The sequence below is a fragment of the Duodenibacillus massiliensis genome (assembly GCF_928721995.1).
In the GTDB taxonomy this organism is placed as follows: Bacteria; Pseudomonadota; Gammaproteobacteria; order Burkholderiales; family Burkholderiaceae_F; genus Duodenibacillus; species Duodenibacillus massiliensis.
The window spans coordinates 1,628,900-1,643,015 of record NZ_OV788642.1; the positions used below are offsets into that span (position 1 = coordinate 1,628,900).

Here is a 14,116-nt window from a genome sequence, read left to right on the forward strand (position 1 = left end):
AAGAAATGACAAGACGCCGTCGTGAAAAAGCGCAGAGTGAACTGATCCGCAGTGCCCTTATCGGCATGGCGGCAAGGCTCACGCCTCAAAGGCAGATTGAAAACCCCGTGATGTTTTTGGTGTGGCTTGCAAGCGTTGTGGTGACGGGCCTTTGGCTCGGTTCGCTTGCCGGTGTTTACGCCGAGTCTGCGGTCTTTACGGGACTGACGGCCTTCGTTCTCTGGGTAACGGTTTTGATTGCCGCGTTTTCTGAAAGTTACGCCGAAAGCGGCGCCAAGGCGCGGGCCGAGTCCTTAAAGACCGTGAAGGAAAGCGTACGGGCCGTGCGGATTGCCGAAAGTGATCTGAGTGATGCGGGTCCGGGAACGGCCGGTCAAGCTGTCACGTCGGAAAACCTGCGGCGCGGTGACCTGATTCTTGTGAGGCAAGGCGAAATCATTGCCGCCGACGGCGAAGTCGTCAAAGGCATTGCCAGTGTGAACGAATCAGCCGTCACCGGGGAATCCGCGCCCGTTGTGAGAGGCGAGGGGACGGACGCAAGTGCCGTTACCGCGGGCACCACGGTTTTAAGTGACTGGATCATCGTGCGGGTTGCCAATGACCCGGGCGAAGCCTTTATCGACCGCATCATCGGGATGGTGGAAAGTGCGGAACGCCGCAAAACGCCGAATGAAAAGGCGCTCTCTGTTTTGCTTCTTGTGCTCACCGTGATTTTCGTGATGGCAACGATTACGTTGCTTCCTTTTACCCAATACAGCGCAAAGGCCGCGGGAGGCGGCAGCGTGAGCCACACGGTGCTTCTGGGGCTGCTTGTGTGCCTTCTGCCCACCACCATCGGGGGCCTTTTGTCCGCGGTGGGCGCAGCCGGCATGGCGCGCCTCATGAAGAAAAATGTGGTTGCGCGCTCGGGCCGCGCCGTGGAGGCCGCGGGCGACGTCGACATTTTGTTTCTGGATAAAACGGGCACCATCACCTTCGGCGACCGGCGCGCGGAAGCTGTTTTTCCCGCCGAGGGCGTCACACGCGAAGAAGCACTGCAGGCAGCCTATTACGCCTCGGCGGCAGATCCGACGCCGGAAGGCCGGTCATTGGCCTCTTTTGCGGCAGGAAAACTCGGGCGCAGCCTCAAAGTCCTTCCGGACGAAGCGGCGTTTATCCCGTTTTCGGCTCAGTCGCGGATGTCGGGCGTAAGTTTTTCAGGCGCCACCTACCGTAAGGGTGCGGCAGATGCCGTGGAAGCGTTTCTTGCCGCAGGCGGCAAAACCGTACCCGCGGACCTTACGGGGCGCGCCGACGTTGTCTCAGGACGCGGCTCTACTGCGCTCATTGTCTGTACGGCCGAAAAAGCGCTTGCCGTCGTCGAACTCAAAGATACCGTCAAACCAGGTATTGCCGCGCAGTTTGCACAGTTAAGGCGCATGGGAATCCGCACGGTGATGATTACCGGGGACAGTACGCTTACGGCCGCAACGATTGCTTCGGAAGCCGGAGTGGATGATTTTCTTGCGGAAGCAACGCCGGAGAAGAAACTCGCGAAGGTAAGGGAACTGCAGGACGCCGGGCACATGGTTGCCATGACCGGTGACGGCACCAACGATTCGCCGGCTCTGGCGCAGGCCGATGTGGCGGTTGCGATGAACACCGGAACGCAGGCCGCGCGGGAAGCGGCCAACATGGTGGATCTGGATTCAAGCCCGGCAAAACTCATTGACATCGTGCGTATCGGCAAACAGATGCTCATGACCCGCGGGGCATTGACCACCTTTTCGCTCGCAAACGACATCGGCAAATACTTTGCCGTGATTCCGGCCGCCTTTATGGGCATCTATCCGGGTCTGCAGGTGATGAATGTGATGGGGCTTACCAATCCCCAGACCGCGCTTTTGGCGACCGTTATTTTTAATGCGCTCAGTATGGCGGCTCTGATGCCCCTTGCGTTAAAGGGGATCCGCTACCGGCCGATGTCCGCGCAGCGGCTTTTCCGCAGAAACCTTCTGATTTACGGTCTCGGGGGCCTTGTTTCGCCCTTTATCGTCATTAAGGCCGCTGACTGGCTTTTGGCCTTCACCGGGCTTGGAGCGTAGGAGTGATAACGATGGTGAAACGCTCAGCAGTGGTTGCAGAACCCGTGATCTGGCGCCGTATCGTGGTGAGGGCACTGACGGTGCTCATCTTTTTTACGGTGGTTTTCGGTGTCCTTTATCCTCTTTTCATTACGGGGGCGGCAAACCTTTTTTTCCCGCATCAGGCGCAGGGGTCGCTTGTGGAAGCGGACGGCCGCATCGTGGGGTCGGAATTAATCGGCCAGGATTTTTCGGGCGGCGCCTGGTTTGAGTCGCGCCCGTCGGCAACGACTCCGGTCTATAACGCAGCAGCGAGCGCCGCAAGCAACCTTTCCACGGATAACCCCGTGTTTAAAAGCGAAGTGACCGAGCGCCTCAAAGCACTTCAAACGCGTGAAGGCCGAAGCGACACGCCGCCCGCGGAGCTTCTCACGGCCTCGGCTTCAGGGATAGATCCGCATATTTCCGTTGAAGCGGCCCTCTGGCAGGTCGGACGCATTGCGCGCCAAACCGGGATCAGCCCTGATAAGCTCACGGAAATGATTGACGAGTGCGCGCAGATGAGTCTTTTCGGCGGTTCGCGGTATGTGAACGTGCTGGAACTTAATCTGCGGCTTAAAGCGCAGATCAGCAAAACCCGCCCGAACCCCCACTGACGGGCTGACAGTGAAAGTAATGCGGAAAAAGGATGCACGGTTATGCCCGACAATGCTTCCAACACAAAAACAGCGGATCAGATTCTGAAAGAAGTCCAGAAAGAGCGGCGCGGTAAGTTAAAGCTCTTTTTCGGGGCGGCGCCGGGCGTGGGTAAAACCTACGCCATGCTGCAGGAAGTGCAGGAAAAGCGTGCCCAGGGCCTCGATGTGCTGGTGGGATGGGTTGACACCCACGCCCGTAAAGACACCGAAGCGATGCTTGCGGGCCTTGAAGTGCTGCCGCGCAAAACCATCGTGCATCGGGGCTTTAAGTACCAGGAATTTGATATTGACGAGGTTTTAAAGCGCAGGCCCGGGCTCGTTGTCGTTGATGAACTTGCACACTCCAATGCGCCGGGCTCGCGCCATCCCAAGCGCTGGCAGGACGTTGAAGAGTTGCTTGACGCGGGCATTAACGTTTACACCGCCTTAAACGTTCAGCATCTGGAAAGCCTTAATAACGTCGTTGAGCGCATGATCGGCGTGACCGTTAACGAAACGGTGCCCGACCGCCTCTTTGATGAGGCAAATGAAGTGCGCCTGGTGGACCTGCCGCCCGCGGACCTTATTGCGCGCCTCAAAGCCGGTAAGGTTTATCTGAGACAGACGATTGAAGCCGCGCTCGGGAGCTTCTTTAAGCAGGGAAACCTCCTTGCGCTGCGCGAACTCTCCTTAAAGCGCATGGCCGAGAGGGCGGACGCCGAAACCAATGCGCGGCGCGTGTTAAGCCAGACGCCGGATCTTACGACCGAAGGCATTGTCCTGTGGCTTGGTAACGCAAGCGGCGCTGAGGAGCTCGTGAGAAGCTGCTCAAGGCTTTCGGCAACGCAGCAGAGAAACTGGCACGTTGTCTGGTATGACGACGGAACCGCAGGCGAAAAGCGGCGCCTTGAGATGATGCACTGCCTTGCGCTTGCTGAAGAATTGGGCGCGGCCACCCAAGTCTTAAGCGGCTTTGAAGAAGAGCGGGCGGTCTGCGACTACGCCCGCACGCACGGCGCAAGCACCATCGCCGTTTCCAAGGCCTACATGAATTTCTGGCGACGCAGAAGGCTCATGAACGAAGCCGAGGATCTGAGAATCCTCGAAATGACGGCGCTTCCCACGGAAACTGAAAAAGACACCGTTCAGACCACCGGGCTTTTTGCGATCACCGAGCGCGACGGCTGGTGGCAGTCCTGTGTGGTCACGGCCGTTGTGGCGCTTATTCTGATGTGGCTTGAGCCCTACATTAAGCCCGCCAACGCCGTGATGGTGCTTCTCATCCCGACACTTATCATTTCCATGCGCTACGGCAGGGCACCGGGCGTGCTCACCGCGCTCTTATCGTCTGCGGCCTTTATTGTCCTTTTTGTCGAGCCGCCCTTTTCCTTTGCGGTCGACGATCCCTCCTACCTTATTGTTCCCTTTGTGATGCTTCTGGTGGCCGCGGGCACGGGCACGCTTTTTGCGCGGCTTCGCCGGATTTCGGATCAGGCCAATGACCGCACGGCGCACATGCGCATGCTTTTTACCTTAAGCCGTGAGCTCGGTAAGTCTCTGATGGTCGAAGAGGTGGCGGAGATTCTGGAAAAGCATGCCTTTTCGGACTTGGGCGCCAAAATCGAACTCTGGAGCAGCGGCGGGACCGTGAGTGATGTGAAGCGCCTGACCGCCAACATCAAAAACGTGGACCGCGCGATTGTTCTCTGGTGCGTGGAGCACGGGGACGAAGCCGGGCGCGGTACGCATACGCTGCCGTATTCCCCGTACCTGTATCTGCCGCTGCGCGGCCAGATGCGCGTGCACGGCGTGATTGTTTTCTCGGTGGATGAGCCCGACCGGTGGCTTGATCCGGAAATGCGGCGTGTGGCAACGGCGGTAGCAGACCTCGCGGCTCTGGCGCTTGAACGTCTGCACTACATTGATGTGTCGCAGAAGACGCTCGTTGAAATGGAAAGCGACCGGTTCCGTCATGCGCTGATTCAGGAATTGGGCGACGAACTGCAGGTGCCTTTGTCTGACCTCACCGAAGGCGCCGAAGCGCTCTCCGCGAAACTCTCCGTGCAGAATTCGCCTGAAGCCGCCGAAGGCCGCAAGCTTTTAAGCGATGTGCGCCGTATGTCGCGCCTGACCGGCAACCTTCTGGAAATGTCGCGTCTGCAGTCTTCAGGTTTTGAACTCGAAGCGAAGAAAACGCCCATTGCCGAACTCTTTGAAGAGTCGCTTGATGAAATCGCGCCCTCGCAGCGGCAGCAGTTCCATATCGTCACCAACATCGCCAAGGACTGCCCGGCTGAAATTTCCGTGGATCCGGCGCTTATCCGCAGACTGCTTGTGAATCTTCTCGATAACGCCGTGAAATACTGCTCCGCGGGCTGCACGATTGAGCTTTCCGCGGAAGCCGCAGCCGGTAACGTCCTGATCAGCGTCAGCGACAACGGTCCGGGCCTTCCCGGAGGCGACGTCAACCGCCTTTTTGATCCCTTTAAGCGCGGTGTGAAGACCGGTAACGGTGCCGTGGCCGGTGTGGGCCTGGGGCTTGCCATCAGCCGCACCATTGCCCGCGTGCACGGCGCTCAGTTAATCGGTAAGAACAACGCCGACGGTCCGGGCTGCACCTTCACCCTGATTCTGCCGCTTCCGGAAGAGGAAGAGGCTGAAGAAGAGGCCAAGGAAAAAGAAACTGAAAAGGACGGAAAGCCCCTTGTGACGGCACCGGCAGAAGTAGCGGCTGACAAGGCTTAAGCCGGGGCATTTCGGCTCAGGCCAAAAAGAAGCGGGGAGATGGGCGAGAGCCCGAAGCCCGGCGTGCTATCGTTCAGACGGATCCGGCGTTTACAAGCCCCGCGCTGGATCTTTCTTTTTTGCGAGAATTTCTTCCGGAAACGTTGCCCTGAGGTGCTGCAGGTACTTTTCGGCCTTGTCGAGTTTTTCCCGCTGAATTTTGGCCTGCGCCAGGTAATCGTCAATCCGGTCAAGTAGCCATTGGCTGCCCAATGAGGGATCCTTTTCGTACGCAATAAAGCGCTCGATGCACTCGAGTTTCATGCCGTTGGCACGGCACGTGGAAATGAATTCCAGACGTTCGGCTGCTTTTTCCGTGTAGTTGCGCTGCCCGCCCGGCGAGCGCGAGGGCGCAGGCAGCAGTCCCTTTTGCTCATAAAAGCGAATCCGTGTCACGGGACAGCCCGTTTTCTGTGCCAATTCTCCGATTTTCACAATTTGTTTCCTCAAAACGCTTGAAGCTACAGTAACTATAGCTTTTATGATCGGACTCAACAAAGCAATCTTCAATCGATTTCGGAGGAATCGTCATGAAATTTCACCAAATACGCAACGCTACGAGCATAGTGCATTTTGGCGGCAAGCGCTTTTTGATTGACCCGATGCTGGCTGATCAGGGGGCGTATCCGGAAGTGCCCGAAACAACGAGTACCGGCCGGGGCAATCCCGATTGTGACCTGCCATGTCCGGTCGAAAGCCTCTTTGATGTTGATGCCGTCATCGTGACGCATCTGCATTTTGACCACTTTGACGAAGTAGCGGCAAAAGTTTTGCCCAAGGCCCTGACACTATTTTCGCAGTCCGAAGAAGAAGCGCAGATTTTGCGCGGCATGGGCTTTGATGATGTGCGTGTGCTCTCCGGTGAGGGTATCGCCTTTGACGGCGTCAGGCTCTACCGTACCAAATGCGACCACGGCTCGAGTAATTTGGTGACAGTTGACGGGTACAAAGACAGAGGCTTAACGGAAAAAGCCAGCGGGGTCGTTTTTGAAAGTGCAGCTGAGACTGAGCGCTTCTACCTTGCCGGCGATACGATCTACTGTCAGCTCGTGGTGGATGCGGTAGAAAAGTTCAAGCCCGGCATCATTGCGGTTAATGCAGCAGGTGCACAGTATCCACTCGGGCATCTCATCATCATGAACCAGTACGATGTGCGCTCGCTGATGCGCCGCTTCCCGACGCTCAAGGTGATTGCCACGCACGTCGAAGGTGTTTCGCACGCCACGGTTAATCGTCCGATGCTGCGTGAGTTCGCCAAGGCCAATCAACTCGACCAGCTCTTTGTTCCGAACGACGGTGAAGTGCTTGAGTTTTGAGAAGCTGATGACAGGCACCTCAGAGATTAATCGCGGAGTGTTAAGTTGCCCGGTATTTTCCGAAGATCCTGAAAAGAATCGGCCTGCAGAAAGCGTTTTTTCTGCAGGCCGCCGGAACTCAGAGCCCTTGCGGGCAGACTTTAGAGTTCAATCTTTTCGCCGTAAGCCTTTTCGTACTTCGCGGCGATTTCTTCCTTCGTGGCCTTGTAGGCCTGAGCGCCCGCGCTTTCCACCTTGAAGGACCCCATGACGGAGGCAAGGCGCAGCGTCTGCTGCCAGTCGTAGCCGTGGGTAAGACCGTAAAGGAGTCCGCCGCGGTAGGCGTCGCCCGCGCCCACGGGATCAACGGCGTTACTTTTAACAGCCGGCACGTCCAGGGTCTTGCCGTCATAGTAGACGGTGGAGCCCTTTTCGCCGTGGGTGATGATGAAGGCCTTAAGGCCGGAGGCGATCTGATCCACCGTGAGGCCCGTGGCACGGGTCATGAGGTCGGCTTCGTAGTCGCTTGCGACGGCGTAGTCGGCAAGGTAGAGCATCTCCTTCATTTCTTCGCCGTTAAAAAGCGGCGCACCCTGGCCGATATCGAAGATGAACGGAATCTTGCGGATGGCAAGTTCCCGCGAGCGCTGCTGCATGGCCTGTTTGCCGTCAGGGCCGACGATTGCGAGTTCAATCTTGCGGTCTTCCGGGAAAGGCGCTTCATGGCTTCTGAGCATTGCGCCCGGGTTAAAGGCCGTGATCTGTGCGCCCGTGATGTCGGTGGTCGTAAAGCACTGGGCCGTGAAGGTGTCGTTTAATTTCACCAGGGCCGTATCAATGCCGTGCATCTCAAAGTAGACCTGATAGTCGCGGCCGTCGGTACCGACGGCGCCGATCACCAGGGGGTCGCCGCCGAGCATTTTGAGAGAATAGGCGATGTTGGCGGCACAGCCGCCGTACCCGCGGATCATGTTGTCGGTGACAAACGACAGGTTGATGTGATCGAGGCTGCCCGGAATCAGGTGGTCGCTGAAGCGAGACCCGTAGGACAGGATGTTGTCATAGGCAATGGAACCGCTGATAAGAACAGACATTTTCTCTTGTATCCAAAGAAAAACCGAGGATTGCCCGGTTCGGCCGGAGGGGAAAGTCCGTCCGTCTGAACTAAGCATTTCTAGCTAATTGTAGGCGAAAGACAAAAAGAGCCGAAAAAAGGCGGGCTTTCTTTGGCTCAGAAACAGTTACTTCTGTTGTTTTGAGTAGACGGGCGTGACGATGCAGCGCGCAGGCGTGACGTTGGTCTGCAGATTCACGCGCACCGTGAGCTGCCCGCGGGCGGCGATGCTTTCATCAGCCTGTCCTGGATCCAGAAATTCGGGCGGGGTGAGCGTTTTTCGCAGCAGCGACCCGTCATTGTCGTCAACAAGTTCGATCTGCAGGTCCGGTACGGCCTGTGCGGTGGAGGAGCCGTTCACGACCGTCACTTCAAGCGCATAGTTTCCGGATTCGTCCAGCGGCCGCAGATTGGTTTTACTCACCACAAAGCTTTCGATTTGGTGCAGATAAAAGCCCGGGCAGGGGATCGTGCGGCAGACGTTGTCAAAGTAGGGTTCAGTCTGCGGGAAAGCTGCCATCAGGCGCTGATTGAAGATGACGGCTGCAACACAGGCAATCGCAACGAGAACGATCACGGTCAGAATGAGGCTTCCGGCGCCGCTTCTCTTTTTGCGCCCGGCTTTCGTGGGTGCTCCGTGTGCGGCAGAGTCCGTCGCCTGCGCAACCTCTGCCTCGATTTTGAGTTTGGGCGTGCCGTTGCCGGCAACGGCCGACTGCAGACTCGAAAGGTTTCCGAGGCGCGGCTCATTGGAAAAGCCTTTTTGCATGAGGGAGAGCGCCGTTGCCGTTGCGTTCAGTTTGGTCTCGGGCTTGGCAAGCGGCACGCCGGCGATGGGCGCGGGCTGTTCAGGCTGCGTACTCTGCGCGGGTTCGGCTTTTTGCGCGGGCGCAGATGCCTTTTCCGGCTCAGCTTCCGCGGGGTTTTCGTGCGCAGCCCGGGGCTGATCTTCACCTTCAGGCGCGGCAGCCTCTTTCGGGGTGCTTTCGGCAGTGTCGGCCTGCGGTGTCTGCGGCGCGGCGTCAGCGAAATCGGGGGCGCTCTCTTCAGTGCTTTCCGGCGCGGCCTCAGGTTTTTCTTCCGCGGCAATTTCCGGAATCACGGAAAAAGGTTCCTTTTTGTCGGTAGCGGCAGCGGGCATGCCGCTGCCCTGCAGCATCACCGGCACGCGTCCCGGGAAAAGAGAATCCGGCACGGCGGTAAGCGAGCATGTCGCATCAAAACTGTGATTGCAGTCCGGGCACTTCACGGGCGTGCGGTCCGCCGTTTCCTTGTCCGGCATCAGCCAGACCGAACCGCAGTAGGGACAACGTGTTACGTAAGCCATAGTCAAACCCGAGAAAGAAAAAGGCCAAGAAAAAAGCTGTCCGGTTTTTTGATCCGGACAGCTCTTAAGTCTAGCCGCGTTTTCCGGCAAGACAAATCCACCCGTTCATTTCTTTATAAAGGGTGATTTCAATTCCCAAACCTTTATAGACGGCGATGATCTCATCGGCCTGGTGCGCAAGAAGCCCGGAAAGTACCAGGTGACCTCCCGCGGAGACGCGGCCGACAAGCGCGGGCGCCAAAAGCTTTAAGGGGTTGGCAAGGATGTTGGCCACCACGATTTTGAATTTCTTCTCTTCGGGCATGCCTTCGGGAAGTACAAAGTGTGCGTCCACACCGTTTTCGCGGGAGTTGTAAACCGCGGCTTCCACGGCCTGCGGATCAATGTCCGTGCCCCAGACGTCCTTTGCGCCGAGTTTGGCGGCGGCAATCGCAAGAATCCCCGTGCCGCAGCCGTAGTCAAGCACGTCGTCTCCGGCCTTTGTGTTGGCGTCAAGCCACTCAAGGCACAGGTGCGTCGTGGGGTGCGAACCGGTACCGAATGCCACGCCGGGATCAAGCCGGATATTTAAGGCGTCGGCAACAGGCGGTTCACTCCAGGAAGGAACGATCCACAGGCGCGGGCTTACCTGCGTGGGCCCGAACTGCGCCTGCGTGACGCGCACCCAGTCGGCGTCCGGAACCGGCGTAACGGATTCCAGCGCGGGCGGTTCAATGCCGAGGCTTTCAGAAGCGTCCCGCACAGCCTTACCGATATCAAAACTCTCATCCACGAGGAGTTTGAGACGCGAATTGCGCCAGGCCTGCGTGGTGGGTTCCAGACCAGGCTCACCGTAAAGCGGTACTTCGTCGGGACTGTCGGCATCGGCGTCTTCGGTGGAAACGCTCATGACGCCTGCGTCCATCAGCGCGTCGGCCAAATCCTCGGCAACGTTTTCCGGGCAAAGAAGGCTCGCTTCGTTTAATGCCATTTAGTCATCGCCTCCGACGGGGTTGGTGTTGGGAACGGCCTTCCATTCGGCAAGCTTTTTCTCAAGGTAGTGAATGCTCGTGCCGCCCTGTAGGAAGTGGCTGTCGGCCAAAATCATGCGGTGCAGCGCAATGTTCGTGGTGATGCCTTCCACCGCGGTTTCAGACAGCGCCACACGCATGCGTGCCATTGCGGTCTCACGGTCAGGTCCGTAGGCAATGAGTTTGCCGATCATGCTGTCGTAGTAGGGCGGAATGCGGTAGCCGGCAAAGACATGGCTGTCTAAGCGGATGCCGGGACCGCCGGGCATATGCCACATCGTGACTTTTCCGGGGCAGGGACGGAAGTTGAAGGGATCTTCGGCGTTGATGCGGCATTCGACCGCATGGCCCTTTACTTCAATATCCTTCTGGCGGATGGAGAGCCGCTCGCCCGCGGTAATCGCAATCTGCTCGCGCACGATGTCCACACCCGTTACGAGTTCCGTCACGGGGTGCTCCACCTGCACGCGCGTGTTCATTTCAATGAAGTAGAACTCGCCGTTTTCGTAGAGAAATTCAAATGTGCCAGCACCGCGGTAGCCGATGCGCTTACAGGCGTCCACGCACCGGGCGCCGAGTTTGTCGATGAGCTTTCGGGGGATGCCGGGAGCCGGGGACTCTTCAAGAACCTTCTGGTTGCGGCGCTGCATGGAGCAGTCGCGCTCGCCCAGGTAAACCGCGTTCTGGAAGTTGTCGGAGAGAACCTGGATTTCGATGTGGCGCGGATTTTCCAGGAATTTTTCCAGGTAAACCTTGTCGCTGCCGAAAGCGGCCTTGGCTTCGGTGCGGGTCGTGGCGACGGAATTAATGAGCGCGGCTTCGGTGCGCACAATGCGCATGCCGCGGCCGCCGCCCCCGGCGCTTGCCTTAATAATGACGGGGTAGCCGATCTTGCGGGCTGCGGCAATGATTGCCTTGGGGTCGTCCGGGAGGGCGCCGTCGCTGCCCGGTACGCAGGGCACGCCCGCCTCAATCATCGCGCGCTTGGCGTTTACCTTGTCGCCCATCAGGCGGATCGTGTCGCCGCGGGGGCCGATAAAGGCAAAGCCGCTTTTTTCCACACGGTCGGCAAAGTCGGCGTTTTCCGAGAGAAAGCCGTAACCGGGGTGAATGGCTTCGGCGTCGGTGACTTCGGCTGCGGAAATAATGGCCGGAATGTTGAGGTAGCTTTCAGAAGAGGGCGCCGGACCGATACAGACGCTCTCATCGGCGAGCTTAACGTACATGGCGTCGGCGTCTGCGGTGGAATGCACGACAACGGTTTTGATGTTGAGCATGCGGCAGGCGCGCTGAATCCGCAGTGCAATCTCACCGCGGTTGGCAATCAGAATCTTTCCGAACATGAGCTTTTTTGGTGAGGAAACAGAGACAGAGAGGCGGCCCGACGGGCCGCCTGCAGACATCAGTCGATCACAAAGAGCGGCTGACCGAATTCAACCGGAGAGCCGTTTTCCACGAGAATTTCGCGGATCACGCCGTCGGTTTCGGCTTCAATTTCGTTTAAAAGCTTCATGGCTTCAATGATGCAGACCGTGTCGCCCGCGGTCACTTTCTGGCCGACTTCCACAAAGGGCTTGGCCCCCGGGGAGGGCGAGCGGTAGAAGGTGCCGACCATCGGCGAATTGATAGTCTTCTTTTCCGCGGCCGGTGCTTCAGGCGCGGGGGCTGCGGTAGCAACCGGAGCGGCAGGTGCGGGCGCCGCGGCGCCCGCACCCGTAATGACGGTCTGCGGCTGGAGGGCGGCGGCAGCGGACGCACGCGTGGGATTGACGATTCGGACGTGATCTTCGCCTTCGCGGATTTCAAGTTCGGCAACGCCGCTCTCGCTGACAAGATCAATCAGCGTTTTGAGTTTTCTCAGATCCATGGGCTTATCCCCGTCGTAAAGAATGAGTGTCGTTTTTCGCGGACAGTGAGCCGGCAAATGCCGAAAATGCACTGAATTGTTGTTAATTTCATCGAAAGAAGCCAAAATTTCTCAGAACAATGGCCCCTTGTCCGGAAATTATAGCCGCCGCGGTTTGAGAAAAACGCGTGAAAAGTTGGGGATCATCCGTACGGATGGGAGCAAATAGGGCCTTTTTTCTCCGAAATTTGCGTATTTCGGACGAAATTCGAAAAACACAGCGTTGGGCGAACTTCGGGATCTTTGCAGAAGGATTTTTTGCCGTGCAATACATTACGGGTGTTTACGCGCTCAATCTGCCCTGCAGCCTTGAGACCACAGGGCGACTGGCACTCTTCGGCGCTTAACTGGGAGCGGCCGGAGACGGCTGATACGGAGAAAAGCGTTTTCGGAGCCTACGGTATCGAAGACTGCAGCTTTGTGCCCCAGCATCCGGTGTGCAAAAGCGGGCCAACCATATCCGGGCATTTTTGGATCTCATCGCGGATGGTCGGTTCCGTTCGGCGGGCGGAATGAAAAATGACTTTATCTGCGCGGACCAATACACGCCGGAGGTTTTTGAGAAAGTGTTGCTTTTGAAGGGCTCCGGGCGCTGGCCGCAGATTGCGGCGTTCATGGGCCGGGAATACGGCGCCGAATGGCTGGATTTTCTGGAAGGCTACGGAGAGGAGACGCCGTTTGAGGTTATCCGCCGCATGCCCTTACCGGCAACGCACGCGGCGTTTCTCCAAGACTGCGCAACTTTTGTAACGCAGGCCGTCGACCAACTCACCGTGACGAGGGAGGCGGCGCTCGCGCTTTGCTACGGGCTTGAGAGACCCGCGGAGAATCTGGAACTTGTCTGTTCCGGCGGCGAAGCGGCCGGGGTGCTGCGCCGCTTTTGCGCAGCCCGCAGCGTCAGCCTGTCTCTGATCAATGAGGTCTTGATCCGGCGCAAGTTTCTTATCCGCAGCGCAACGGACGAACTGCGGGTGATTGTCAGCTACCGTAAGGCCCGGGCTGTTCCGACACCGGTGATCCGCGGCATCCGTGTCAGTGAGCCGAACACCTTAGCTTCCCGGGCGTGTTTTGCCTTTAACCGCAGCAGACATCTTCGGGATCTGTATGACCTGGCTTTTGTCGTCCGGCTCTTTTTTGACCGGATTTCGGAAGAAAGGAAATTTGATATCAGCAACGCTCTCAGCTATTTCGAGAGCAGCGATCTTGAGTACCTTTTGAGAACGCAGGAAGATTGTCTCATCGACAAAACCAAACTCGTTAACGATTACCGGGCGATGTGCAGACTGCTCGGTATAAGCTCAGATGAGTTCCTGCCTTAGTTTGGCGGCCGTAATGCGGCCCGCAGCTTCCCAGGCCTTCTGATGACTGTCGGGTTCTCGCTTAAAGGGATTGATGCCGATTGACTTGGTGGAATGCACTTCAATGAGGCAGCCTACACGCTCCCTGCCGTCGGGGATGAGAACCGCAATCGTTTCAAGCGGCTCGGGCATGGGGCTCGCGACCGATTCCATCGCTTCAAACGTAAGGTTGGCGTTCATCAGAGCCACTTCCACGCTTTTAACGTCGTCGCAGAAAATCGCCAGGGCGATATTGCTCTCTCCGGTGGCGGCGCCGTTTAAAACGGCACCGGTGAGCCACGCGTCAAAGCCAGCAAAAACCCTTTCGAGGACATCAAGCGCCAGAAGCCTGCGCTTTTTCAGAAGTGCCGCATGTCCTTCGGGATTAAAAACGGCGTGACGCTCGCGCACGGCCGACTCGATTTCAGCCGATGAGGGACACTGAGCGTGCCTTGCTCCCCGCAGATCCCCCGTGATGCGTTCGCGCGCTTCAGCCCAGCTCATGCCGTCGTCCACAATAAGCGCAGCGGCCCGGGCCGCGAGTTCAAGACGCCGGTCATCGGCGGCGGTGAGAAATTCAGGATTGTTGTCAAACACAGAAGA

12 protein-coding genes are annotated in these 14,116 nt (G+C 57.9%); 5 read left to right on the plus strand and 7 right to left on the minus strand.

What is annotated here, in order from left to right; genetic code table 11:
• Positions 1–5: 5 nt before the first annotated feature.
• Genes kdpB through NXF97_RS07560 form a run of 3 tightly spaced genes read left to right on the plus strand, consistent with a single transcriptional unit; the run spans position 6 to position 5,485 of the window.
• Positions 6–2,084 (plus strand): potassium-transporting ATPase subunit KdpB, encoded by a 2,079-nt coding sequence (gene kdpB, locus NXF97_RS07550; protein ID WP_274955595.1) that lies wholly within the window; start codon positions 6–8, stop codon positions 2,082–2,084.
• Between the two features lie 11 nt (positions 2,085–2,095).
• Positions 2,096–2,719, plus strand: a complete 624-nt coding sequence (gene kdpC / locus NXF97_RS07555) for a potassium-transporting ATPase subunit KdpC (RefSeq protein WP_274955596.1) — start codon at positions 2,096–2,098, stop codon at positions 2,717–2,719.
• Positions 2,720–2,761: 42 nt separating this feature from the next.
• Positions 2,762–5,485 carry a DUF4118 domain-containing protein gene (locus tag NXF97_RS07560; RefSeq protein WP_274955597.1) on the plus strand — a complete coding sequence of 908 codons (2,724 nt, stop codon included), beginning with the start codon at positions 2,762–2,764 and terminating at the stop codon, positions 5,483–5,485.
• A 90-nt stretch (positions 5,486–5,575) separates the two neighbouring features.
• Here NXF97_RS07560 and NXF97_RS07565 read toward each other — a convergent pair whose 3' ends face one another.
• Positions 5,576–5,959: a MerR family transcriptional regulator gene (locus NXF97_RS07565; RefSeq protein WP_022372980.1), complete on the minus strand. Its 384-nt coding sequence runs from the start codon at positions 5,957–5,959 to the stop codon at positions 5,576–5,578.
• A gap of 95 nt (positions 5,960–6,054) precedes the next feature.
• Between NXF97_RS07565 and NXF97_RS07570 the strand changes: the two genes are divergently transcribed.
• On the plus strand, positions 6,055–6,840 hold the full coding sequence (locus NXF97_RS07570) for an MBL fold metallo-hydrolase (protein ID WP_274955598.1): 786 nt from the start codon (positions 6,055–6,057) through the stop codon (positions 6,838–6,840).
• Positions 6,841–6,980: 140 nt separating this feature from the next.
• Here the strand turns inward: NXF97_RS07570 and NXF97_RS07575 are convergent, their stop codons facing one another.
• The 5 genes from NXF97_RS07575 to accB all read right to left on the minus strand — a co-directional run bounded on the left by NXF97_RS07575 (position 6,981) and on the right by accB (position 12,137).
• Positions 6,981–7,913 carry a carbohydrate kinase family protein gene (locus tag NXF97_RS07575; protein WP_022372978.1) on the minus strand — a complete coding sequence of 311 codons (933 nt, stop codon included), beginning with the start codon at positions 7,911–7,913 and terminating at the stop codon, positions 6,981–6,983.
• Positions 7,914–8,060: 147 nt separating this feature from the next.
• Positions 8,061–9,260, minus strand: coding sequence for a zinc-ribbon and DUF3426 domain-containing protein (locus NXF97_RS07580; protein WP_274955599.1), 1,200 nt, complete (start codon positions 9,258–9,260; stop codon positions 8,061–8,063).
• 70 nt (positions 9,261–9,330) lie between these two features.
• Positions 9,331–10,230 (minus strand): 50S ribosomal protein L11 methyltransferase, encoded by a 900-nt coding sequence (gene prmA, locus NXF97_RS07585; protein WP_274955600.1) that lies wholly within the window; start codon positions 10,228–10,230, stop codon positions 9,331–9,333.
• Positions 10,231–11,613: an acetyl-CoA carboxylase biotin carboxylase subunit gene (gene accC / locus NXF97_RS07590; RefSeq protein ID WP_274955601.1), complete on the minus strand. Its 1,383-nt coding sequence runs from the start codon at positions 11,611–11,613 to the stop codon at positions 10,231–10,233.
• 59 nt (positions 11,614–11,672) lie between these two features.
• Positions 11,673–12,137: an acetyl-CoA carboxylase biotin carboxyl carrier protein gene (gene accB / locus NXF97_RS07595; protein WP_274955602.1), complete on the minus strand. Its 465-nt coding sequence runs from the start codon at positions 12,135–12,137 to the stop codon at positions 11,673–11,675.
• A 551-nt stretch (positions 12,138–12,688) separates the two neighbouring features.
• Between accB and NXF97_RS07600 the strand changes: the two genes are divergently transcribed.
• The gene (locus tag NXF97_RS07600) at positions 12,689–13,495 is read left to right on the plus strand and encodes a hypothetical protein (RefSeq protein ID WP_274955603.1); all 807 of its coding nucleotides are present in this window, start codon (positions 12,689–12,691) and stop codon (positions 13,493–13,495) included.
• Here the strand turns inward: NXF97_RS07600 and NXF97_RS07605 are convergent.
• Positions 13,475–14,110, minus strand: a complete 636-nt coding sequence (locus NXF97_RS07605; RefSeq protein WP_274955604.1) for a hypothetical protein — start codon at positions 14,108–14,110, stop codon at positions 13,475–13,477. The genes NXF97_RS07600 and NXF97_RS07605 overlap by 21 nt on opposite strands.
• Positions 14,111–14,116: the final 6 nt, after the last annotated feature.